General features: G+C 42.6%; 19 protein-coding genes. 8 read left to right on the top strand and 11 right to left on the bottom strand.

Annotation, left to right across the window (positions count from 1 at the left end; translation table 11 throughout):
• Position 1: 1 nt before the first annotated feature.
• Positions 2-541 (top strand): ComEA family DNA-binding protein, encoded by a 540-nt coding sequence (locus IJ00_RS12270; RefSeq protein WP_035153448.1) that lies wholly within the window; start codon positions 2-4, stop codon positions 539-541.
• 60 nt (positions 542-601) lie between these two features.
• On the opposite strand, the gene lepB is transcribed toward IJ00_RS12270, so the two are convergent.
• From lepB to rimI, 3 genes are all read right to left on the bottom strand, one after another.
• The gene (gene lepB / locus IJ00_RS12275) at positions 602-1,165 is read right to left on the bottom strand and encodes a signal peptidase I (RefSeq protein WP_082127441.1); all 564 of its coding nucleotides are present in this window, start codon (positions 1,163-1,165) and stop codon (positions 602-604) included.
• A gap of 305 nt (positions 1,166-1,470) precedes the next feature.
• The gene (locus tag IJ00_RS12280) at positions 1,471-3,939 is read right to left on the bottom strand and encodes an ATP-dependent Clp protease ATP-binding subunit (RefSeq protein ID WP_035153450.1); all 2,469 of its coding nucleotides are present in this window, start codon (positions 3,937-3,939) and stop codon (positions 1,471-1,473) included.
• 417 nt (positions 3,940-4,356) lie between these two features.
• On the bottom strand, positions 4,357-4,884 hold the full coding sequence (gene rimI, locus IJ00_RS12285) for a ribosomal protein S18-alanine N-acetyltransferase (protein WP_035158952.1): 528 nt from the start codon (positions 4,882-4,884) through the stop codon (positions 4,357-4,359).
• Between the two features lie 92 nt (positions 4,885-4,976).
• Between rimI and lysA the strand changes: the two genes are divergently transcribed.
• The 3 genes from lysA (at position 4,977) to IJ00_RS12300 (ending at position 8,240) form a co-directional block, all read left to right on the top strand.
• A complete protein-coding gene (gene lysA, locus IJ00_RS12290; protein WP_035153453.1) occupies positions 4,977-6,392 on the top strand; it encodes a diaminopimelate decarboxylase in 1,416 nt (471 codons plus the stop codon).
• A 175-nt stretch (positions 6,393-6,567) separates the two neighbouring features.
• Complete coding sequence (gene cdaA, locus IJ00_RS12295; protein WP_035153456.1) at positions 6,568-7,491, top strand: diadenylate cyclase CdaA; 924 nt, start codon at positions 6,568-6,570, stop codon at positions 7,489-7,491.
• Positions 7,488-8,240 (top strand): isoprenyl transferase, encoded by a 753-nt coding sequence (locus tag IJ00_RS12300; protein WP_035153458.1) that lies wholly within the window; start codon positions 7,488-7,490, stop codon positions 8,238-8,240. The genes cdaA and IJ00_RS12300 overlap by 4 nt, the downstream gene beginning before the upstream one ends.
• 109 nt (positions 8,241-8,349) lie before the next feature.
• Here the strand turns inward: IJ00_RS12300 and IJ00_RS12305 are convergent, their stop codons facing one another.
• From IJ00_RS12305 to IJ00_RS12325, 5 genes are all read right to left on the bottom strand, one after another.
• The gene (locus IJ00_RS12305) at positions 8,350-8,622 is read right to left on the bottom strand and encodes a DUF3143 domain-containing protein (RefSeq protein ID WP_035158954.1); all 273 of its coding nucleotides are present in this window, start codon (positions 8,620-8,622) and stop codon (positions 8,350-8,352) included.
• A 171-nt stretch (positions 8,623-8,793) separates the two neighbouring features.
• Complete coding sequence (locus IJ00_RS12310) at positions 8,794-9,303, bottom strand: J domain-containing protein (protein WP_035153460.1); 510 nt, start codon at positions 9,301-9,303, stop codon at positions 8,794-8,796.
• A gap of 119 nt (positions 9,304-9,422) precedes the next feature.
• The gene (locus IJ00_RS12315; protein ID WP_035153462.1) at positions 9,423-10,388 is read right to left on the bottom strand and encodes a DnaJ C-terminal domain-containing protein; all 966 of its coding nucleotides are present in this window, start codon (positions 10,386-10,388) and stop codon (positions 9,423-9,425) included.
• Positions 10,389-10,704: 316 nt separating this feature from the next.
• Complete coding sequence (gene dnaK / locus IJ00_RS12320; protein WP_035153465.1) at positions 10,705-13,041, bottom strand: molecular chaperone DnaK; 2,337 nt, start codon at positions 13,039-13,041, stop codon at positions 10,705-10,707.
• Between the two features lie 407 nt (positions 13,042-13,448).
• Positions 13,449-14,321, bottom strand: coding sequence for a bestrophin family protein (locus tag IJ00_RS12325; RefSeq protein WP_035153466.1), 873 nt, complete (start codon positions 14,319-14,321; stop codon positions 13,449-13,451).
• 303 nt (positions 14,322-14,624) lie between these two features.
• On the opposite strand from IJ00_RS12325, the gene IJ00_RS12330 reads away from it, so the two are divergent.
• Entirely contained in the window at positions 14,625-18,242 is a 3,618-nt protein-coding gene (locus IJ00_RS12330) for a hydantoinase B/oxoprolinase family protein (protein WP_035153467.1), read from the top strand.
• A 160-nt stretch (positions 18,243-18,402) separates the two neighbouring features.
• Here IJ00_RS12330 and IJ00_RS12335 read toward each other — a convergent pair whose 3' ends face one another.
• Genes IJ00_RS12335 through IJ00_RS12345 form a run of 3 tightly spaced genes read right to left on the bottom strand, consistent with a single transcriptional unit; the run spans position 18,403 to position 19,755 of the window.
• Entirely contained in the window at positions 18,403-19,107 is a 705-nt protein-coding gene (locus tag IJ00_RS12335) for a Uma2 family endonuclease (RefSeq protein WP_035153468.1), read from the bottom strand.
• A gap of 47 nt (positions 19,108-19,154) precedes the next feature.
• Positions 19,155-19,529: a DUF5615 family PIN-like protein gene (locus tag IJ00_RS12340; protein WP_035153470.1), complete on the bottom strand. Its 375-nt coding sequence runs from the start codon at positions 19,527-19,529 to the stop codon at positions 19,155-19,157.
• Positions 19,513-19,755 carry a DUF433 domain-containing protein gene (locus IJ00_RS12345; protein WP_035153471.1) on the bottom strand — a complete coding sequence of 81 codons (243 nt, stop codon included), beginning with the start codon at positions 19,753-19,755 and terminating at the stop codon, positions 19,513-19,515. Before IJ00_RS12345 ends, IJ00_RS12340 begins: the two co-directional genes overlap by 17 nt.
• Positions 19,756-20,798: 1,043 nt before the next feature.
• Here IJ00_RS12345 and IJ00_RS12355 point away from each other — a divergent pair.
• The 3 genes from IJ00_RS12355 to nagZ all read left to right on the top strand — a co-directional run bounded on the left by IJ00_RS12355 (position 20,799) and on the right by nagZ (position 23,450).
• Entirely contained in the window at positions 20,799-21,146 is a 348-nt protein-coding gene (locus IJ00_RS12355) for a hypothetical protein (protein WP_035153474.1), read from the top strand.
• Between the two features lie 32 nt (positions 21,147-21,178).
• Positions 21,179-22,018 (top strand): SDR family oxidoreductase, encoded by an 840-nt coding sequence (locus tag IJ00_RS12360; RefSeq protein WP_035153476.1) that lies wholly within the window; start codon positions 21,179-21,181, stop codon positions 22,016-22,018.
• 355 nt (positions 22,019-22,373) lie between these two features.
• Entirely contained in the window at positions 22,374-23,450 is a 1,077-nt protein-coding gene (nagZ, locus tag IJ00_RS12365) for a beta-N-acetylhexosaminidase (RefSeq protein WP_035153478.1), read from the top strand.
• Positions 23,451-23,693: the final 243 nt, after the last annotated feature.

A 23,693-nucleotide genomic window follows, 5' to 3' on the forward strand; every position in this document is an offset into this window, starting at 1 on the left:
TATGAAGCACAATTGGTTATCATCCTCCCTCAACTTGAGAATGCAAAGACTACGTTCTCAGTTACTCAATGACCCCTATTATCGTTTGCAATCTCTGGAAGAAGTGGCGATCGCTGTACAATTGGGTATTCGTATTGATGCCAATCAAGCCACTATAGATGATTGGTTACGTCTTCCTGGTTTATCTATCCATCAAGCACGGACTTTAGTCGAGCTTTCTCGTGGTGGTGTCAAATATTACTGTATTGAAGATGTTGCCGCAGCTTTAGGTATATCTGCTCCTCGTCTCCAAGCTTTAGAACAGATTTTAGATTTCAGCTATTACGAAGATGATGTTTTAGACCATAGTAAATTTACTATTAATCCCAATACTGCTAGTGTTGAAGCTTTAGCTAAAGTTCCCTTTATTGATGCTCAATTAGCAACAGCTATGCTGGAAAACCGCCAATTAGCACCTTTTAAAAATATTGTTGACTTGCAACAACGATTAAATTTACCAGGTGATATTTTGGCTCAGTTAATGTATTACCTAAGATTTTAAATTCTTGACCTAGACTAGAAATTAAACTGCGTAGCGGAATTTGCAGTGTTTTTTAGCCGACTAAATTAAACCGAAACGGTTGGGGGGCCAAAAACGAAATACCGCACGTCCAATCACATTTTTTCGAGGTAAGAATCCCCAATAACGGGAGTCATTACTATCATTGCGATTGTCACCCATAACAAAGAAATTATCTTCAGGAACACGCACAGGAGCTAATGGAGATTCGGGTGGTTCTGCAATATAGTTTTCACTAATTGCTTTTCCATCAAGGTAAACTTTGCCATCAGTAATACTGATTGTTTGACCAGGTTGAGCAATGATACGTTTAATAAATGCTTGGTCTTTAGGATATCCGCGTTTTTGTAGTGCTTCTGGAGGCTGAAAAACAACGATATCACCATATTTTGGTGAATGGAGATAGTAGGATACTTTTTCCACAACTAGGCGATCGCCAGTATGTAATGTCGGTACCATTGAGTCTGAGGGAATAAACCGGGGTTCTGCAATCAAGGTACGAATCATAAAAGCTAAAAAGAGAGCGATCGCCACTAACAGCAAATTTTCTCGCACACTTTGCTTGATTCCTGACGATAACCCAATTTCTTTTTCTTCAGAAGCCATAGGGGTGATCAATTAAGTTAAAAACTAGATATATACTTTGATGATTTTGCCGCAAAATCTGTCATTACATCAACAAACTATGGCAAGGATGAGAGAGTTTTGTATCTTATCACATTCAAATCGGATAAATCTCACCCAGACTCCTGCTTTTGAGAATTTTGACAAGAATTGTGATGTGTCAATCACCAGAATACTTATACTTGCCCCTAGGATAACGACAACATAAATCATAAAAAAACGGTAAAGAAATTTCTCCTTTACCGTCTTATAAATCTAAATTGTCAACAGGGAATATATCGGTAAATCTATTCCACCGCTCCTGGAGTCAGCAATTCTCGACGCTGTTCACCACGAACGACAACACTACCAGTCTCATCTACGTCAACTAAAGCGGTATCCCCATCTTTAATCCGACCAGAGAGAATTTCCTCTGCTAGACTATCTTCTAGTAAACGCATAATTGCTCGACGTAAAGGTCTCGCACCGTATGCGGGACTGTAACCCTCTTGGATGAGACGCTCTTTGAAGCGATCGCTAACTTCTAAAGTAATACCTTTTTCAGTTAAGCGTCCAAAGACTTCCTTCAGCATAATTTCGGCGATTTCTGTCACCTCTTGCTTATTCAACTGACGGAAGACAATGATTTCATCCAAACGGTTGAGAAACTCAGGACGGAAGTAGTTCTTCAGTTCTTCGTTCACCAAAGAGCGAATACGGTTGTATTGAGACTCACTCGCATCTTCTGAGAACTCGAAACCAATACCACCACCACCTTTCTCAATCACCTTAGAACCAATATTCGAGGTTAAGATAATTAAGGTGTTCTTGAAGTCTACGGTTCGACCCTTCGCATCCGTTAATCTACCGTCTTCCAAAATTTGTAGCAGCATATTGAACACATCGGGGTGCGCTTTTTCAATTTCGTCAAAAAGCACTACTGTGTAAGGTCTGCGGCGTACAGCTTCTGTTAATTGCCCACCTTCGTTGTAGCCAACGTAACCTGGAGGTGAACCAATTAATTTGGAAACGGTATGACGTTCCATATATTCGGACATATCTAAGCGAATCATCGCTTCTTCTGAACCGAAGAAATAGGAAGCCAAGGCTTTTGTCAACTCTGTTTTACCTACACCGGTAGGACCAGAGAAGATGAAGCTAGCGATTGGTCGGTTGGGGTTTTTCAAGCCGACACGAGCGCGACGAATTGCGCGGGAAACTGCTTTCACAGCGTCTTCTTGACCGATGAGGCGCTGATGCAGGGTATCTTCCATATGCAGCAGTTTCTCGGATTCGGATTCGGTGAGCTTGTTAACGGGCACACCTGTCCAAGAAGCCACAATGTGGGCTATATCTTCCTCGTTCACAACAGGTTCGTCTCCATCACGGGTGGAACCTTTGCTCTGAGCGATGGCGCGGATTTCGGCTTTGATTTCCATTTCCCGATCACGCAATTCCCCAGCTTTGTCAAAGTCTTGGGAACGAACAGCATCATCCTTTTCTTTTAGGATTTGCCGCAGTTCTTTGTCCAATTCCTTGGCTGCGGGAGGCAGTTGGGAGTTAATCAAGCGGACGCGGGAACCAGCTTCGTCAACTAAATCGATAGCTTTATCGGGGAGATAGCGATCGCTAATATAACGGTCGGACAGTTTCGCGGCAGCCACCAAAGCTTCGTCAGAAATTTTTAGCTTGTGGTGTTGCTCGTAACGGTCACGCAGACCAAAAAGAATTTCAATGGTTTCATCTACAGATGGTTCACCCACCATCACGGGCTGGAAACGACGCTCTAGGGCAGCATCACGCTCGATGTGTTTGCGATACTCATCGAGGGTAGTAGCACCGATACATTGCAGTTCACCCCTTGCCAAAGCTGGCTTGAGGATATTTGCCGCATCAATTGCCCCTTCCGCAGCACCAGCACCAATTAATGTATGTACCTCGTCGATTACTAAAATTACATTTCCTGCCTGTCGAATCTCATCCATGATTTTCTTCAGGCGTTCTTCAAATTCACCCCGGTACTTGGTTCCTGCTACGAGTAAACCGATATCTAAGGTGACAACACGCTTATCTTCCAATATGTCGGGTACATCTTTGGTGGCAATTCGAGTCGCCAAACCTTCGGCGATCGCGGTTTTACCTACACCAGGTTCCCCAATCAATACTGGATTGTTTTTCGTGCGTCGTCCCAGAATCTGAATTACCCGCTCAATCTCCTTGGCGCGTCCCACCACTGGATCTAGCTTGCCATCTGCCGCCATTTGGGTCAGATTTGAGCCGAATTCGTCCAATGTCGGAGTTTTATTGCGTCCCGATTGGGCACCAGGCGCTCCTACCTCGGCAGTTTCCCCTAACATCCGGATGACTTGGGTTCTCACTTTCGAGAGATCTACACCGAGATTTTCTAGAACTCTGGCTGCTACACCTTCGCCCTCTCGGATTAAGCCCAACAACAGATGCTCGGTACCAATGTAGTTATGCCCTAATTGGCGTGCTTCTTCTAAGGATAGTTCGAGTACCCGTTTCGCCCTGGGTGTAAATGGAATTTCCACCGCGACAAAACCTGAACCTCGACCTATGATTTTCTCTACCTCGATCCTGGCATCCTTGAGATTGACACCCATGGATTTCAGTACCTTAGCCGCCACTCCGGTACCTTCGCCAATCAGACCCAAGAGGATCTGCTCGGTACCCACAAAATTGTGCCCAAGACGGCGTGCCTCTTCTTGGGCAAGCATGATTACCTTAATGGCTTTTTCTGTGAAGCGTTCAAACATATGGCATCTATCCCATCACCTGCGTCGTGCCGGTACGCTGATTTTAGCACAGGCAAAACAGTTGGATGCTTTGTATAAAGAAATCAACATCCAACTTTCATCACCCAGATTTACGGGACAGACTGGAAATATTTATTACTTTTTTCAGGTCAGTGTACTGAGGAGCTTGATTTTAACAGCTTCTAGGAGACTAATAACCAGCTAGAAGTAGCTAATTACGGTTATTTTATTATTAATCCCAAAGGAAAATATATACTAGAAAACACAGCTTTTGTCAAGAAGTAATTGAACTTAATGATTATTTTTTATACCAAGAAGATAAAGGATAAGTTAAATAAAATTTAAAATTAGTGGAGGAATATGAAGAAGGGGTGTGGGAGGAAAGAATATTTATAGATTGTTGGTTGCTGGTTGTCGTTACTTCTGAAGGCGATCGCTAACCATGGCAAACCATCTTGCTAAAGTCTGAGGGAACTGGGGATATTGCAGACCTCCAAGCCACAGAACAAGAGCATCTTCCTGATTATCCTGGTAATAGCCCCGACGTGTACCAGCTGTTTTGAAGTCAAATTTTTGATATAAAGATATAGCTGCCAGGTTAGAAGCCCTGACTTCCAAAGTTGCTCGTTCTAAGCCAGATTCATGAGCAGTCTTCAGCAGAAAATACAGTAAGGCTTGCCCCAAACCTTGATGATGATATTGGGGATGAACTGCCAAAATAGTAATGTGTGCCTCTTCTAAAATAGACCAGAAGCAGCCCATTGCTAAAAGTTCACTTCCCTCACTTCCTGAGAAAAGACCTAGTAAAACACTGTTGGGGCTATCCAATTCGCGTTGATAGCCTTCTAGAGTCCAAAGACCGCCAAAACAGGCTCGATCTAGTTCTAGCACATCACTCAGATGTTCAGTTGTCAAGGATTTGAGTTCTAAATTAAATTTGTTCACACTTATTGGTATTGTTGCCTCCCCTTGTAAACTGGGAATCGGCAGATTTGCTTGAGGTTCGTAAATTTTCAACAAGGACAATTTTTATCACTATGGTATCGACTCACCCGACTGGGGTTCAAGATTCTGGTAGTAAGTATTTACCGCAAATCAGCAGTACCCAAACAACCCCTTCACCCAATCAGCAACTTTTACCCCTCACGGCAAAAGTGAATCTTCACGATCATCTAGAAATTGGTGGTTGTGATGTGAAAAATTTGGTGGCACAGTATGGAACACCATTATATATTTTAGATGAAGCCACCCTACGGGCAGCTTGTGAGCAGTATCGTGAGAGTTTTAAAAAATATTATCCTGGAGAATCTCAGGTATTATATGCTTCCAAGGCATGGAACTGTCTAGCCATTTGCGCGATCGCTGCTAGCGAGGGCTTAGGTATAGATGTGGCATCTGGTGGTGAATTACACACAGCCTTAACAGCAGGGGTAGAACCAGAGAAAATTTATCTTCATGGTAATAATAAATCTCGCCAGGAATTAACCTATGCAGCCCAAGCTGGTTGTACGGTGATGGCTGATAACTGGCATGATTTAAATACCTTAGTGCAAATAGCCCAGGAGAATTCCGGGGAAATTTCCCTACCTATCAGGATTATGTTGCGCTTAACTCCTGGTATTGACTGTCATACCCATGAATATATTCGTACGGGTCACTTGGATAGTAAATTTGGCTTCGATCCAGGTGATTTAGACGAAGTATTTGCCTTTGTCAGCCAACAATCTGTACTCAATTGTGCAGGAGTTCATGCTCACATTGGTTCACAAATATTTGAACGTCAACCCCATCGAGATTTAGCCGCATTAATGGTACAGTGGTTAACTCAAGCTGCTGGCTATGGTTTAAATTTGACGGAGGTAAATGTGGGTGGCGGTTTAGGGATTACCTATACTGAATCTGATGATCCACCCAGCATTGAAGAATGGGTCAAACCCATTTGCGAAGTCATTCAGCAACAGTGTGAATTAGCAAACTTACCCTTACCAAAAATTTTATGTGAACCAGGGCGATCGCTAGTTGCCAATGCCTGTGTGACAGCATATACGATTGGTTCATCAAAGGAAGTACCAGAAATTCGTACTTATATTGCAGTAGATGGAGGAATGTCTGACAATCCCCGTCCAATTACTTACCAATCTGTGTATCGTACGGTCGTTGCCAACAAAATGTCAGCACCGATCACCGAAACTGTTACAATCGCCGGAAAGCATTGTGAATCGGGAGATGTGTTAATTAAAAATGCCCAACTTGCCAAAACAGAACCCGGTGATATTCTCGTCATCATGACAACCGGTGCATACAATTACAGTATGGCATCTAACTATAACCGTTTGCCTCGACCAGCAGCAGTCTTGGTAGGAAACACAGAAGCAAATTTAATTCTACGTCGGGAAACCTACGATGATTTAATTCGCCAAGATTGTCTACCGGAAAGACTCAAAAAAGGATGAAGGGTAAAGGATGAAGGATGAAAAACAGCATCCCAGCTATAAGTAAATCAGGAGTGAACCATGATTTTTCTATCTTCACCCTTGATTGATTGCTTCCTAGCAGCTGCTTTATGTCTCTACTTCTTCAGACTTCATCCTTCACACTTCATAACTTCACAATTTCACACCAGATGTCATGGGAGATTGGTGGAAGCAATGGCTGATAAACCTAGGAAGGTCACAGTCTTTACTGCTTGAGACTCTGGATATTATTTTAGTACTGGCGCTAACTTACATGATTTTGGTTGTAATTAGCGAGCGTCGGACATTATGGATGGTGCGGGGATTTATTATTTTGATGCTGGCTTCTGCCCTTAGTGGTAGATTGCAGTTGCAGTTACTCAACTTTGTGTTAGAAAAGTTGGTGATTGGTTGTGCGGTAGCAATGGCAGTAGCTCTCCAGTCTGAATTTCGTCGCTTTTTAGAACAATTAGGGCGAGGAGAATTTCGGCTATTGTTTCAACCATCCAATTTGGTAATCCCCAAATCTGATAACGTGATTGATGAAATTGTTGATGCGGTCAAAGAACTTTCTAAAAATCGCATTGGTGCCTTATTGATTATTGAAACTACTGGTCCAATTGACGAGCGAGATTTTTCTGTACCTGGAGTCAAGTTAAATGCTGAAGTTTCTAAGGAGCTAATTCAGACGATTTTTCAGCCTAAAACTTTGCTACATGACGGAGCAACCTTAGTACGTGGCTCACGGATTGTGTCATCGGGTATAATTTTACCGCTATCGGGACGCACAGCCTCACGCCAGTTGGGTACACGCCACCGGGCGGCGATGGGAATTACTGAGCGGGTCGAAAATTGTATTTGTGTCGTTGTATCAGAAGAAACAGGTTCTATTTCTCTAGCAGAAAGGGGAACCCTAAATAGACCATTGACTGTCACGAAGCTGAAGGAATCTCTGGATGCTCGTTTATCCCCCACTGTGGATCGGGAAGCTGTGGCTCCTGGTTTGTTTAGTTTGGGGCGGCAGATTCGTGGTAAGGCACTTTTTATGGTTTCACGTTTACTCGGATTACCATCGACCGCTTCGCGAGATAAAAAATGACAGCACAACAAACAACTCAACTGCAAGATTTGCCTGCTGATTTACAAAAAGAATTTTTGCCCAAACACGTTGCGGTAATTATGGATGGCAATGGTCGATGGGCAAAACGTCAGGGTTTACCTCGAATTATGGGTCATAAGCGTGGGGTAGATGCTTTAAAAGATTTACTGCGTTGTTGTAAAGATTGGGGAATTGAGGCATTAACTGCCTATGCGTTTTCCACAGAGAATTGGGGTAGACCTCAAGAAGAGGTAGATTTTTTGATGACGCTGTTTCAGCGAGTCCTGCGCCAGGAATTGCGAGAAATGGTCAAGGAAAATGTGCAAATCAAGTTTGTCGGCAATTTGCAGGCATTACCAGGAGCGTTACAGGCAGAAATTTCTCGTTCCGTGGAAGAAACTCAAAATAATCGGGGAATTCGCTTTACCGTAGCCACGAATTATGGTGGTAGACAGGAAATTCTCCAAGCTTGTCGGGCGATCGCCGAAAAAGTTCAGCAGGGTTTACTCCAACCAGATGAAATTGATGAGGGTGTGTTTGAACGACATCTTTATACTTCTGGCACTTGTGATCCAGATTTACTAATTCGCACAAGTGGGGAAATGCGTTTAAGTAATTTCCTACTTTGGCAAATGGCTTATTCTGAAATCTATATTACTGATACCCTTTGGCCCGATTTTAACCGCCAGGAGTTCATGCGCGCCTTATCTGCTTATCAGTGTCGCGATAGAAGATTTGGCAAGGTTTAACAAACTTGAATCAACCCGCTTGTTTCTGGGTGATGTGCTACCCCTCGGATCTCTCCGTGGGGATTAATAATTTATGAATTATGAATTATGAATTTCTAAAAGGGGTGGATTATGGTCCAGAAAATACTGCTTGTTCAATATCTCTACGGCTCAGAGAATATTTAAAAGCCCGTTGAATATCTTCTCCGTTAGCTGCTGCTTGAAGATATTTGACAACTACTTGCTCAATATCTAAGCAGAGTTCTGCTTCCCATGTGGGACGTTTGACTTTCCAGCAATGTAATTGTTGTTCGTCTTGTTGACAACCTTGATTTTTTAACCATTGCTCAATTTCTGGCAAAGGATGGTTGTATAGGGGTGTTTCGGGGGAAGGTAGGGACATGGGGGAGAAGGAAAAAAGGTAAACAAGAGCAGGGGGAAAGGGTAGGAGTAACAACTAGTACCGCTACGCGGAATTCGTAATTCGTAATTCGTAATTCGTAATTACTTTGCCGCAAGTGTTTGAGAAATTTGGAATAGGTGGTTTATTTTAGCCACCCTGTACTAGTGTTTATTACCCGTTACCCACTAAAAAATATGAAAGTTTTTCTAGGTAAAATGATACGGTTTGGGGTTGCCAGGAGTCTCCTCGCAGAACTGCGATCGCGATCGCCAGTACTAAGCAACCAATAATTGTGATTGCCATGATAAATAGGGCAAAAATTTCTCCTGGTGATAGGGGGCGATCGCTGGCATCGAGATAAGCTGATTTTGACATATCGTAGGTGTAAACGGGTTGATGCAAGTCTGGTGGAGCTTGAATCACACCAAAGCGAGAATAACCGATTTTTAAATCATAATTTAATCTTCTATCCGGGCTACTGAGAGTTGCGTAAGCTTCGTTGATTTCTTGAAATTTCCGCTTGGCGATCGCCCCTGGCAATTCTGTGGTGTCAGGATGGTAAAGTTTACTCAAATCCCGATAGGCACGGCGAATATCGATTACTGATGCTGAGGGATGCAGTCCGAGCAGAGTATAGTATGTAGATTCGCTGCTTTGCGCTTTTGCCCCGTTCTGGTTCACGGCTTCTTCTCTTGCAGTTCAGTCTTTCTCACATTTTAAACTGACTACACCTCGATTCGACCTGCCAGCACAGTTATTGTCTTGAATAGAAAGTATCAAGTTTTTGCCATCAACTCAGGTTAGGGGAATAAATCTGCGCGGGGTTTAAAGGTCTCTATTTGTTTTAATTTTTCGTATAGTTCCCGTTCTTGCCCACTGATATTTTTCGGAGTCACTATCTGAATTTCTACTAATTGGTCGCCTCGCTTGCCCTTTTCATTGGGATAACCCTTACCTGTGAGGCGTAATTTTTGACCAGAACGCACACCGGGGGGAATATTCATTTTCACTAAACCATCGAGGGTAGGGGCTTCTACTTGTCCTCCAAGTACTGCTTCACTAGGGGTAATGGGTATTTGACAGTAAATATCAATGCCATCGACTTTGAAAATCGGATGGGGCTCTACGGTAATTTTTAAGTATAAATCTCCACCATTAATTCCTTGGTCACGCAGACGAATTGTTTGCCCTGTGACCATCCCAGAGGGCATATTTACTTCTAAACTACGTCCATCTTCGAGACGAATCCGTTCTACACCCCCTTGATAAGCTTTTTCTAAGGGTAGGGTGAGTCTAGCTTCAATGTCTCGACGGAGTTTGCGAGGATCGACGGTATAAGCTACGCGACTTTTGGGGGAGCGAAAAGGGTCTTTGTTTTCTGTAGGGGTTGTACCGTTTTTGACTCCAATGACTTGATTGATAAAGCTTTGAAAGTCGTTATATTGACTGGGATCGATATCTTGGGGATTACGATTATTTTCTTTATTGGCAGGGGTTCGCTGGGCTTGTTTGCGATTGTTAAAGCCTTTTTGTTGCCAAAATCGACTAAACTGGTCGTATTGCTCACGCTTGGCGGTATCTGAAAGGATTTCGTAGGCTTCGCCGATATCTTTAAATTTATCTTCTGCTTCTTTGTTACCGGGATTGACATCCGGATGGTATTGTCTTGCTAACTTCCGAAATACTTTTTTGATTTCTTCGTTAGTCGCGTCCTTTGATACTCCTAAAATTTCGTAATAATCACGAAAATTACGCACATTTTGCATAGTCGATTGTTTAAGTTTGAGATTTGAGAATTTAATATCTGGTGATTGGAGTTTTACCTAGGGTAGGTTAGGTTTCTGTATCTAATGATTAATTAACTCTTGATGATGAGTGGTAAATAATAATTTCTCAGAAATACATCTGATTTCCGCATTGAAAATAATTTTAGCTGTTACCTAATTCTGACTTTCTGCTTTTTTGCTCTCACTCCTGTAACTTATGTAACTTTTTTGCCTATCAACTTTCATTGTCGGCTGGTTTAAGCAATGATGGGCGGAATTACCGCCCAATTTTATAAATTAATTATCTCAGGCTAATTTATAACCAATCATCTTCATCATCCCAGTTGTCTTGATAGCTGGGACGGGGTTTCCGCGAAGAGTTACGATTACCTTCTAATCCTCCTGGAGTGCGATTTCCTCGACCATAATCTTTACTACCATAATCACGGCTGTCATTGTTGCGATCGCCGTAGGGTGGTTCCTTGGGTGCATCCTTAGTATTGCGGTTATAGTCGTAGTCGTCGTAATCGCGGTTGCTAGAGTCACGACTGCCATAATCTCGGCTACCATAATCGCGGTTGCTAGAGTCACGGCTACCATAATCCCGGCTACCATAATCGCGGTTGCTAGAATCACGACTACCATAATCTCGGCTACCATAATCGCGGCTACCAGCATCGCGGTTGTAGTCTTTGTTATAGTCACGGCTACCATAGTCCCGGCTACCATAATCGCGGCTGCCATAATCACCGCGATCGCGGTACTTGTCGTCATCCTTGTCGCCACCTGTAAATATATCGCGGATAGCGCCAAACAAATCGTCGTCTTCTTCTTCTGCGTAGTACTCGCGGACTTCTCGACTCAGTTCTGATAAAGCGTCTTGCAGGTCGGCATAGGATTGATCAATACCGCGATCGTCATTAGCTTGTAAAGCTTCTCGTAACTCCCGACTCATATTATCAATGCGCTGACGACGGTTACGGGCAAATTGCATTCCGAATTCGATCGCCACTTCCCGTAGTTGTCTTTCTCCTTGGAGAATCAAAGCTTCGGAGCGTGTGCGTTTTTCTACCCGCTCTTTGCGTTCCCTGTCTTGATTGGCAAATTTTTCCGCGTCTTGAATTGCCCGTTTAATTTCCGATTCGCTTAGGGTAGAAGCGCCTTGGATAGTTATACTTTGTTCTCTGCCGGTGGTTCTATCCAGGGCTGTCACCTGTAATATACCGTTGGCATCGATATCAAAGGATACCTGAATTTGAGGAACACCACGGGGTGCGGGGGGGATGCCATAGAGCTTAAATCGTCCTAGGGACTTGTTGTCAGCAGCCATTTCCCGTTCCCCTTGCACAACACTAATTTCCACAGTGTTCTGATTATTTTCAGAGGTAGAGAAAATATCGGAGCGACGTACGGGGATGGTGGTGTTGCGGGGGATAAGTTTTTTCATCACTCCCCCAATGGTTTCTAATCCTAGGGAAAGGGGAGTCACATCTAACAGGAGAACATCTTTAAAATCTCCTGCGAGAATCCCTGCTTGAATTGCTGCACCTACTGCGACAACTTCATCGGGGTTGACGTTTTGGTTGGGGTCACGACCAATCATTGCCCGTACTAATTGCTGTACCATGGGCATACGGGTGGAGCCACCCACTAACACTACTTCGTCGATGTCACTGGGAGAAAGTCCAGCGTCTTTGAGAGCGCGTTTGACTGGTAAGCGAACTCTACCGAGTAAATCGTCACATAAACCCTCAAATTGGGAGCGGGTGAGGCGAGTTTCTAGGTGCTTGGGACCGTCTTCTGTGGCAGTGATGAATGGTAAATTAATGTCAGTCACACTAACGGCAGAAAGTTCGATTTTTGCCTTTTCTGCGGCTTCCATGAGTCTTTGTAAAGCTTGGCGATCGCGCCGCAAATCGACTTCATCTGTCTCTAAAAACTGCTCTGCTAACCAATCAACTATTTTTCGGTCAAAATCATTACCGCCGAGTTGGGTATCTCCACTGGTGGATTTCACCTCAAAGACTCCATCCCCTACTTCCAGGATGGACACGTCAAAGGTTCCCCCTCCCAAGTCAAACACCAGGATAGTTTCCGTTTCTCCCCGATCTAAACCATAGGCAAGGGATGCTGCGGTAGGTTCATTGAGAATTCGTAATACTTCTAATCCAGCGATTCTGCCTGCATCTCTAGTGGCTTGGCGCTGGGAATCGTTAAAATATGCAGGTACGGTAATTACTGCTCCGGTGACGGGTTCACCTAAATATTTACTGGCATCTTCTGTCAGTTTTTTGAGAATCATCGCGGAAAGTTCTTCCGGGGCAAAGTCCTTACTCATTCGAGGACAGGCAATTTTAATATTACCCATTTCATCCTTGCGAATAGTATAGGGAACTCGCTTTGATTCTGATGATAATTCCCCGTAGCGCCGCCCCATAAACCGCTTGACGGCAAAAAATGTGTTTTGAGGGTTGAGGACTGTTTGTCGCCGTGCCATCTGCCCTACAACGCGCTCTCCATCCTTGCTAAAACCGACTACAGAGGGAGTTGTTCGCGTACCTTCCGCATTGGCAATAACCACCGGCTTGCCACCCTCCATGACGGCGACTACAGAGTTTGTTGTCCCTAAGTCGATGCCTACTACCTTGCCCATGCGTTGCACTTCTCCTACTGGTTTGTATATATAATAGTTTTTTGTGTTTTAGAAGCAATGCTTGATTTATTGTATCTTGCAGTTGAGAGATACACGGTCAAGCTGGGTTATAAAGTCGGAAATTTAGAAGTATAAAGTTAATCTACCTGCAAGGGTATCTTGAGGAAATAGTTTCTGGGTAAAGTTATCATAATGTTGCCCTAGTTAGGATTCTAGGGGAGAAGTCTGCATATTGGCGATAAACCTACGGTTCGCTTCGCGATAGAGCTACGCTCCGCCGAAACGGCGATCGCGCCATGATTTACCTAAGAATCATATTCGTAAATATTGACCCTAGGGTAAGGTGTGGAAATCCGCACCTGGCAAGGTTCCCCTGACTAATTAAATTATCTCTTGACAGTTTCTAGTTATCGCCCTGTGGGGGTAAGACTCATCAAATCTTGAATATTCCGTTTCATGGTTGTACAAATGGCATCTAGGGGCAAATCATTGGCATCATAACCAAAGGGGTTTTCAATTTCTATGCCAATGGCTTCGATACCAAATAAAGTAAAGCTAATTAAGGCGACAAATATACCAGTTAACCAGCCTAAGCCATCAACTAATTGAAAGGGTAATAATAAGCAGTAAATTAATAATAATTGTTTGAGATGAATGGAATAGGCTAAGGGCATGGGAGTTTTGAGAATCCGCTCACAACCACCTAAGCTATCTACTAATATATTGACTAATTCTTGCATGGATGATAGCTGATGGCTATTAATAGATTTATGGCTATGTTGATTTTGCAAGTAATCACTAATCCAAAATGCCACTTCTAAGGGTGGGTTGTTCATATTTTGCAGTGTGAGGTACTTGGAAGATGGGATTAATTCTGCAATTTCTTCATTGATGGCTTCTCCCCTTAAGTGGAGTTTTGTGGATACGGCAAAAGCAATTAATAACTTTAGTGCTTCTGTTTTATGCACTTTATCTTCTGGGGTATTGTCTGGAATTGATACCCATATTTGTCTTGCCAGGTTGCGAATTGTATTGACTATATTTCCCCAAGCTTTTCTACCCTCCCAGAACCTATCATAGGCTGTATTAGTACGAAAGACGAGTAATAAACCCAGGACAATACTGGGAATCACGGTGCTAAAGAGTGGTTGAGCTACAGGTAGTTTTAAATAATAAAGGACGGAAATACAAACGCCAAATAAGCCACAAATTATGACTTGGGGGTAAATGGAAAGTATGACTGAACCGCGAAGTTTAAATGCTATCCTTAACCAATTCATTGCTGGTATGATGGAGGCTGAAATTCTCAGTAATTACCAGATATTATACTCTAGGAAGGTAAAATTATATTCTTGGGGATGATTCAGGGTAATTGAGGAGTCAAAATTGGATGTTACTGATTTGCAAGGTAAACTTTTCCTGAATCATCAATAGTAAAGGATAGTTCAAAATATCGACTAAAGGTGTAGGATTCACCTGCTTTGAGAATACGATTTATACTTATAAATATCTCACTTTTTTCTGTAAAGTACCAGATTTTGATAATTTAAAAGTATGGTGCTAAAAATCTGGGGTATTAGGAAATGAAGTGGGAATTCTGGATTGATCGGGGTGGTACTTTCACGGATATTGTAGCAAAACGTCCTGATGGTAAATTGGTGATTCATAAGCTACTATCAGAAAATCCCGAACAATACGCAGATGCACCAATACAAGGCATAAGAGATATTTTAGGTATATCTGGGGATGTGGCAATTCCTACAGAAGAGATTGCTGCCATCAAGATGGGAACAACAGTAGCAACGAATGCATTATTGGAAAGAAATGGCGATAGAGCTACGCTCCGCCGAAGCGGCGATCGCACTCTTTTAGTGATCACCCAGGGTTTCCGGGATGCACTGCGAATTGGATATCAAAATCGTCCAGATATTTTTGCCCAGGAAATCATTTTGCCCGAAATGCTCTATGAGCGGGTGGTGGAAGTAGAGGAACGTTACAGCGCCGAAGGTGAAGAGTTAGTACCCCTCAATTTTGATGCTGTACGTCCCCAATTGCAAGCAGCATACGATGATGGGATGCGCTCCTGCGCCATAGTTTTCATGCATGGTTATCGCTACCCGGAACATGAGCTTCAGGTGGCAGCGATCGCCAAACAAACAGGATTTTCCCAAGTATCAGTATCCCACGAAGTTAGCCCCTTGATGAAGTTAGTTAGTCGAGGGGATACAACTGTGGTAGATGCCTATTTATCACCAATTCTGCGGCGCTATGTGCAACAGGTGCAGAGTCAGTTACAAGGGGATGGTGCCTTACCGAAGTTAATGTTTATGCAATCCAATGGTGGGTTGGTGGATGCTGATAGCTTTCAAGGTAAAGATAGTGTCTTGTCTGGTCCGGCAGGGGGAATTGTTGGAGCGGTACAAACTAGCTTAGAAGCAGGATTTCAGAAGATTATTACTTTTGATATGGGTGGTACATCTACGGATGTAGCTCATTACAATGGTAACTATGAGCGCACCTTGGAAACGGAAGTGGCGGGGGTACGTCTGCGAACGCCAATGATGGCAATTCATACCGTAGCGGCAGGTGGTGGCTCTATTTTACACTTTGATGGTTGCCGTTACCGTGTCGGACCAGATTCGGCGGGGGCAAATCCTGGTGCTGCTGCCTATGGTAGGGGTGGTGCATTGACGGTGACTGATTGTAATGTGATGGTGGGTAAGTTGCAACCGCAGTTTTTCCCCCAGGTGTTTGGGGTGAATGCAGATTTACCCTTAGATGCAGAGATTGTCAGGCAAAAGTTTGGGGAGTTAGCCGCAGAGATTGGGGATGGGCGATCGCCTGTGGAGGTGGCTACGGGTTTCTTGGCGATCGCAGTGGATAAAATGGCAAATGCTATCAAAAAAGTTTCTCTGGAACGGGGATACGATGTTTCAGAATATACTTTGTGCTGTTTTGGAGGTGCGGGAGGGCAGCACGCTTGTTTGATTGCCGATGCTTTGGGGATGGAGCAGGTTTTAATTCATCCTTTTGCGGGAGTGTTATCTGCCTATGGTATGGGTTTGGCGGATGTGCGGGTGTTGCGAGAGCGGGCTGTGGAGGGGTTATTGGATGGGGAATTATGGCGAGAGTTGCAGGGGATATTGGGGGAGTTGGAGCGGGAAGCGAGGGAAGAATTAATTAGTCAAGATATTGAGGATGGGGGAGATATTAAGATAATCAGGCAAGTTTTGTTGAAATATCAGGGTACAGATACAGCTTTATTAGTAAATTTTGCTGATTTAGAGGTGATGATGGCAGAATTTGCTGATACTCATCACCAACGTTACGGTTTCACTCTCCCAGAAAAGGGACTGATTGTGGAGTCGGTGACGGTGGAGGCGGTTTATGGGATTAGAAGTCGGGAAAGGAAAGTATTTTCTCGTACAAGAAATACTCAGCCAGTGCCTGCCGATACTGTCAATATTTATACGGCTGGGAAGTGGCATGATGCACCAGTATATCGTCGAGAGGATTTGCAACCTGGTGATGTGGTGTCAGGTGTAGCAATGATTGTGGAAGCAACAGGAACTAATATTATTGAATTAGGATGGCAGGGAGAGCTAACAACAGAAAATAACTTGATTTTGCGACGAAAAGGCGAAAATTCCCAAAATTTACGGCTGAGTACTGAAAAAGCTGACGCGGTGATGTTGGAGATTTTCAATAACCTCTTTCGGGCGATCGCCGAGCAAATGGGTATTACTTTGCAAAATACTAGCTCCTCTGTCAATATCAAGGAACGCCTAGATTTTTCGTGTGCCATTTTTGATAAGTACGGACAGTTAGTTGCCAATGCACCCCATATTCCTGTACATCTTGGCTCCATGGGGGAGAGTGTTAAGGCATTAATTGCTACCAAGGGTGAGCGGATACAACCGGGAGATGTGTTTGCTGCAAATAATCCCTACAACGGAGGTACTCACCTACCGGATATTACCGTGATTACCCCGGTTTTTGGCGATTCTCTGCTATTTTACGTGGCTTCTCGCGGACATCATGCAGATATTGGGGGAATTACTCCCGGTTCCATGCCTCCCCATAGTATTAAATTACAGGAAGAAGGCATATTATTGGATAATTTTCAGTTAGTTAAGGAAAGAAAGTTTCAGGAAACAGAGTTAATTGATTTGTTGACAAATTCTCCCTATCCGGCTCGGAATATTCAGCAAAATATTGCAGATTTACAGGCACAAATTGCTGCTAATCAACGGGGTGTCCAGGAATTAGGTAAGATGGTTAATTGTTATGGTTTAGATGTCGTTAATGCCTATATGCAATTTGTTCAGGATAATGCGGAGGCGGCTGTCAAACGTGTGATTTCCGGTTTGCAAAATGGCAGTTTTCGCTATGAATTGGATAATGGCAGTGTTATTTGTGTTGATATCAAAATTGACAGGGAGAATCGCACGGCTAAAATAGATTTTACTGGGACTTCTGCACAGCAAGAAAATAATTTCAATGCTCCCTCCTCTGTATGTCAGGCAGCAGTTTTATATGTTTTTCGTACTCTGGTGAATGATGATATTCCTTTGAATGCAGGTTGTTTGAAACCTTTAGAAATTATCATCCCCAAAGGATGTATGTTAAATCCAGAATATCCGGCGGCAGTTGTGGCTGGAAATGTGGAAACTTCCCAAGCTGTAACTGATGCTTTGTATGCGGCTTTAGGGATTATGGCTGCTGCCCAAGGAACAATGAATAATTTTACCTTTGGAAATGCCAGATATCAATATTATGAGACAATTTGTGGTGGTTCGGGGGCTGGGAAAAATTTTGCTGGTACTGATGCAGTGCATACCCACATGACAAATTCTCGACTCACGGATCCAGAAGTTTTAGAATGGCGATTTCCGGTGATTTTAGAAAATTTTAGCATCCGTAGTGGTAGTGGCGGTCAGGGAATTTTTTCGGGGGGAAATGGGGTAATTCGACGTATTTATTTTCGGGAAAAAATGACTGCGGGTATTCTGGCAAATCGTCGCATAGTTGCCCCCTTTGGGTTACAGGGTGGAGAGTCGGGTAAGGTGGGTAATAACTATGTAGAAAGATGTGATGGGAGAGTAGAAAATTTGGGCAGTCAAGCAACTGTGGAGATGGATATCGGTGATGTGTTTGTAATTGAAACTCCCGGTGGTGGGGGGTATGGGAATAAGAAGTAATTCGTAATTCGTAATTCGTAATTCGTAATGCTACCTGAGGGAGAGCTAACGCTAACGGAATTAAGAAAGTCCTATCTATCAGGCTTTCAGGGTTTGTATCTGTTCCACTATTTTCATGAAATGGTATAATTTGCTAAATACTGACTTATCGGATGTGAATTTAAGAGCGATCGCCAGTTATTTTTGCTCCTAGGGATTGGCGAAAATCTTGATATTCAGAGCTTGCTAATCCTTGATTTAATCCTGCAATTAATTGAGGTAAATTTCCTGCTAGCAAATCTGCAACTGCTAACCATAAACCTGGAAATACACGACTACGAATGATTCCGTCTGCATCCACTGGCAAATTTACATATAATCCCTCTTGTAAACTAAACCAATCCACCGCAGAATCTATCACCCGCCATACTACATATTCCTGTACCTGATTGCGACGATATACTTGCTTTTTATCGTGTAAATCATAGGAAGCTGTACTAGCAGCAATTTCCACAATTAATTCCGGCGCAAATTCAATATAATCATCTTCTGTAATGCGCGATCGCCCTCCCACTATTTCCTCCATCCGCAAACAAGCATCTGGTTGAGGTTCGTTATCCGCATCCAAGCGCACCGTAGGGTTATCTAGTAACTCGATACCGGGTGTGACTTGCCAATAATTACCTAACCAAGTCATTACCATCGCATGGGGTTTACCATGTTTGCGAGCGCGTACAGGAGATGCCATGTAAACCATTCCTTCAATTAATTCAGCTTTCTTAACATCAGACATTGTGTGGTAGCGTCGCTCAAATTCTCCACGGGTGAGGCGATCGCCATTTTCTAATGGAGGAATCAAGGAATTCGTTGATTTGGCAAGAGTCATAGCTCGTCAGCATCAAGGATTTTTTTATTATAGGGCGATCGCATTGGCTAGATATGAGGTAACAATGGTAGACGACGAATACGAATTCGAGTTGACTCAACTGTCACGGTTGCACCTCCCTCTAATTCTTGTTCGCATTCAGCAATAACTCTCAGTAATAACTCTGTTAATTCTTTGGCACGTAATCTTTCGATACGAATGCGAATAACGGAGGGAGAGATTGCTTGATTCAATGCTAGTAATGTATGAAAATCCGCATCTAGAGTTACAACAGTACGTTCATCTGTTCTAGCTCTGAGGATAATTTCTCCATCTTCAGCTTCAAACATGCCGATTTCGGCAACATGAATAGTATCAATACCAACACCGCGTAATAATTCTGCCGCAGAGCGCGGTAAACCCTGATCAAGCAACAGTTTCATAATGCTGAGGTAATTCAATCACGCGATCGTCGAGATAGGAAGAGGTAAAAATTAAAGCTTGTTGGATATCTTCTTCTTCTAATTCTGGAAACTCTTGATATAGCTCCTGTCGATCAGGATAAGTTGCCAATAACTCAATTACCCGACGCACTGTCAACCGCAAATTACGAATACAGGGTTGCCCATTCATTTGACTGGGATTGCTAGTAATACGATCTATTTTCATAACAGAAACCCTAGCTCTTTAATAAAATCATGGCATATATCAAAAATCTTCGAGACGCAGAGTATAGCAACGTCGCTCAATTTTTCCACGGGTGAGGCGATCGCCATTTTCTAATGGAGGAATCAGTGAATTGATTGATTTGGCAAGAGTCATAGCTCGTCAGCATCAAGGATTTTTTATTATATGGCGATCGCCATAGGGACTAATAACGCTGAGGTGAAGTATAGACAGTTCAGCCTTCTGCTATGAGATATCAGACAATTCTCCCAGATACGGAATCAAAAATAAGGCAATTAGGTTTATTTAAGTAAAAGATTTTGGTTTGGAGTAAATTTTGTATTCAGTTTGGGAATACTGTTTTATGAAGATAGGAATTGCTCTACGAAAATCATCATGACTATAGAAAGTCATATCCTAAATTTATCTTACATCACTCAATATAAGCCGTAATACTTTTTTATATCGGCAATACATCTATCTCAGAGATTAATATTTACCATCTAATAGGAATAGTCTCAAAGGAGGAGCATTTTTACAAAATATAGCTTGTGGTTATAGCTATAAATTATGCTCTTAGAAGGAAGTAACTTTATATTCGGACTTATATATTAGGTGTAGAAATAAAAGGATGGATTATACAGTTAAACTCTGTTATTTTTTCATTCTCCAAACACTAGCAAAAGCAGTTATTCGGAGACATTCCATATCACATACTAGTAAACGTGGATTCACACCCATGTATATAGACAAGCAACGCAAAATCACTAGTAAAGGCGGAAAATCCGCTCATACAAAAGGAACCACTCACGAATTTACATCCGATTTACCGTCATAAGGTGATGGTAATTGGTTACAAAAGTTGGCAATAAAATTAAAACAGCTAAGTAGCTAGGCAAACTTAAGTATGAAAATAAATAACATTTGTAGCAAGCTATAAATCGCCCATAGCTTAGTTTTTGAGCAATGAATTACTCACTACAAATTTCAATTTATTTGCACCTACCTACTTATCCAAGATTAGCTGATATCTAAAGGAGATAATCATGAAAGAAGATTCCGAAAACATGATTGGTTTTGAAGGTGAGGATAAAAATATTACCCGTGACACCAGTCAATCTGAACCAAATAAAGTCAATGTTCACAAAGAAAGATTAACCGCAAACCCTGGCGATCGCATTGCCGAAGAACCACAAACAATCGAAGAGAAAGCGAAACAATTAGCTGTGGATTCGGGTGATATTACAGGTGAGCATCTAAAAGTACCAACTTATTGGATTATCGAATATCCCAACGGTGAAAAAAAAGCACTACACCATGTTAAGGATGCGGAGGCAATCTCGGATTTTATTCGTGTTGCGCGCATGGATGAAAATGGCGATCGCATTTGGTAGTCGAGCGAGGAAAAATATAGGAGGAATTAGTGATGGTTAATACGCAACAACCCATACAAACGAACAAAGAATCGGAAATGTCCCCCAGACCTGCGGCGGAACGTCGTGCTTATCAAGGTAGTGGTAAGTTGCAGGATAAGGTGGCATTGATTACTGGTGGTGATAGCGGGATTGGTCGTGCTGTAGCTGTCATGTATGCCAAAGAAGGTGCGGATGTGGTAATTATGTATCTAAAAGAGGACGATGATGCTCAGGAAACTAAACAGTTAGTGGAAAAAGAGGGTCGCCGTTGTCTTTCAATTGCTGGTGATGTGGGGGATGAAAACTTTTGTAGGCAAGCTGTAGAGCGAACTGTAAAAGAGTTTGGGCATCTGGATATATTGGTGAATAATGCTGCCGAGCAACATCTTCAACCGAGTTTGGAAGAGATTAGCGCTGAGCAGTTGGAACGGACTTTCCGCACGAATATTTTTTCGATGTTTTATTTAAGCAAAGCGGCTTTACCTCACCTGAAGGAAGGTAGCACTATTATTAATACGACTTCAGTTACAGCCTATGAAGGTAGCCCGCAATTACTAGACTATTCGGCAACCAAGGGCGCAATTGTTGCTTTTACCCGTTCTTTGTCCCAGTCACTGATTGACAAACATATTCGTGTTAACGGGGTGGCACCGGGACCAATTTGGACTCCTTTGATTACTTCGACTTTCCCGGAAGAAAAAATCACTAAACACGGTAGTAATGTGCCCATGCAACGTGTTGGACAACCTGATGAGGTAGCTCCTTGTTATGTGTTTTTAGCGTCGGACGACTCATCCTATATTGCGGGTCAGATTCTTCATCCCAATGGTGGCAAAATCGTTAATGGGTAATGCCTATTTTGGATACATTTGCTGCGCTCTGTATAAGCAAAATACTTACAAAGCAAGTTTTAATATAAGTTCTTCCTTGGGGAGGAACTTTTTTGCATAAGGAATACCGAGGTTACGCAGGAAATCAGCCAAAGGTTGCAAAAAAGCAATATTCCTAAACTCAGATTTTCATTTAAAGGAGAATCTGCACGTAGTTTTAGGTAGAAAAGTACTTGAAGAATTAAAGAAAGCTATTGTAGTATGCCGTTTCCTCTTATTTTAGTAACTTGGGAATATACTCCCCGCTTTGTCTATATAATTTAGACACTTAATAGCTTAATTACCTATTTGTTCGGTTCTAATCGGAAATTACATTATGAGTGATATACAAAGATTTGGTAATCATTTAATTATCGGCATCGCTGGCACAAAATTGAATGATGAAGATAAACGCTTGTTAAGTGATTTAAAACCCGTGGGAATTGTCTTTTATGGCAAAAACTTTCTCCACGATACCGATTATGAAACGTGGTTGCACAGTTTTGGAGAATTAATTAAGGGAATCCGCCAATATACAGAGCGAGAAAGGATGCTCCTTAGTATAGACCATGAGGGGGGGCGAGTAATTCGTCCACCTGCCCCTATTACCAGATTCCCCGATGCGTTTTCCCAAGGTGCTAAGGGGCGGCAAGTTGCCCAAGCCATGGCAGTAGAATTAAAATCTCTTGGTATAAATGTTTCCTGGTCTCCGGTTGCCGATATTTTTTCTAATCCTGACAATCCAATCATTGGCTCTCGCGCTTTCAGTAATAATGCAGAGTCAGCTGCGGAGTATGCTATCGAATGCTACAAAGGATTGCAGGAAGCTGGGATTATTGCCTGTGCTAAACATTTTCCCGGACATGGGGATACTAGTAAAGACTCCCATTTAGAATTGCCAGTTTTGCACCTCACAGAGGAGGAATTGTGGCAAAGGGAATTAATTCCTTTCCAAAAGCTGATTCAGCAGCAGATTCCCATGGTAATGACAGCGCATATTCTTTTCCCGAAAATTGATGCAGAGGTTCCTGCAACCCTTTCTCAGAAGATTCTCACGGGGATATTACGGGAAAAATTGGGTTTTACTGGGGTGATTGTCTCCGATGATTTGGATATGGCAGCCGTGGCTAGGATGTATAGTAATTCTGGAACCGTGGCGAAAACCTTGAACGCTGGTTGTGATTTGCTCATGGTATCGCGGAATTTACCCGCATCTTCCCCAGAGCGAATTTATCAGATTGGGAGGGATTTTGCTGAATCTTTAAATCAGGGCAGTTTACAGGAATCGGTGGTGGTTGCTGCTCAGGAAAGAATTGAAAATTTATTGCAGCAAACTCCCCAGTATCGTGTCGTTTTTCTGGATGCAGATGTTTTGCAATATCATTCAGAATTGGCGATCGCCTGCTCTCAATAACAAGTAGAAGGGGAAAAGGGTATTTTTCTATTTATTACCCATCCCCAAATATTACAAAATTTGAAGATATTAATTTTAATGTAACGAATAAATATATTTCATCTATTTTATACTGCCCAGATTCATAAGCTTTTTTTAACTAGTTTCCCTGGTTGGAAATATCTGAAATAGGTATAGACTTAAGTCATGCACTGATGTCGAATTAAGGTGTGTCAAGCTAGCTCTTGACGAGGGGTAAACTCT

The organism is Calothrix sp. 336/3 (genome assembly GCF_000734895.2).
Lineage (GTDB): Bacteria > Cyanobacteriota > Cyanobacteriia > Cyanobacteriales > Nostocaceae > 336-3.

Bases quoted from the DNA above. Each gene is read 5' to 3' on its own strand.
- IJ00_RS12330 (WP_035153467.1), top strand. From the start codon at position 14,625: ATGAAGTGGGAATTCTGGATTGATCGGGGTGGTACTTTCACGGATATT.
- IJ00_RS12345 (WP_035153471.1), bottom strand. From the start codon at position 19,755: ATGAAAATAGATCGTATTACTAGCAATCCCAGTCAAATGAATGGGCAA.
- cdaA (WP_035153456.1), top strand. From the start codon at position 6,568: ATGGGAGATTGGTGGAAGCAATGGCTGATAAACCTAGGAAGGTCACAG.
- IJ00_RS12340 (WP_035153470.1), bottom strand. From the start codon at position 19,529: ATGAAACTGTTGCTTGATCAGGGTTTACCGCGCTCTGCGGCAGAATTA.
- lepB (WP_082127441.1), bottom strand. From the start codon at position 1,165: ATGGCTTCTGAAGAAAAAGAAATTGGGTTATCGTCAGGAATCAAGCAA.
- IJ00_RS12325 (WP_035153466.1), bottom strand. From the start codon at position 14,321: ATGAATTGGTTAAGGATAGCATTTAAACTTCGCGGTTCAGTCATACTT.
- IJ00_RS12270 (WP_035153448.1), top strand. From the start codon at position 2: ATGAAGCACAATTGGTTATCATCCTCCCTCAACTTGAGAATGCAAAGA.
- IJ00_RS12360 (WP_035153476.1), top strand. From the start codon at position 21,179: ATGGTTAATACGCAACAACCCATACAAACGAACAAAGAATCGGAAATG.
- IJ00_RS12300 (WP_035153458.1), top strand. From the start codon at position 7,488: ATGACAGCACAACAAACAACTCAACTGCAAGATTTGCCTGCTGATTTA.
- nagZ (WP_035153478.1), top strand. From the start codon at position 22,374: ATGAGTGATATACAAAGATTTGGTAATCATTTAATTATCGGCATCGCT.
- IJ00_RS12355 (WP_035153474.1), top strand. From the start codon at position 20,799: ATGAAAGAAGATTCCGAAAACATGATTGGTTTTGAAGGTGAGGATAAA.
- IJ00_RS12315 (WP_035153462.1), bottom strand. From the start codon at position 10,388: ATGCAAAATGTGCGTAATTTTCGTGATTATTACGAAATTTTAGGAGTA.
- IJ00_RS12280 (WP_035153450.1), bottom strand. From the start codon at position 3,939: ATGTTTGAACGCTTCACAGAAAAAGCCATTAAGGTAATCATGCTTGCC.
- IJ00_RS12335 (WP_035153468.1), bottom strand. From the start codon at position 19,107: ATGACTCTTGCCAAATCAACGAATTCCTTGATTCCTCCATTAGAAAAT.
- lysA (WP_035153453.1), top strand. From the start codon at position 4,977: ATGGTATCGACTCACCCGACTGGGGTTCAAGATTCTGGTAGTAAGTAT.
- IJ00_RS12305 (WP_035158954.1), bottom strand. From the start codon at position 8,622: ATGTCCCTACCTTCCCCCGAAACACCCCTATACAACCATCCTTTGCCA.
- dnaK (WP_035153465.1), bottom strand. From the start codon at position 13,041: ATGGGCAAGGTAGTAGGCATCGACTTAGGGACAACAAACTCTGTAGTC.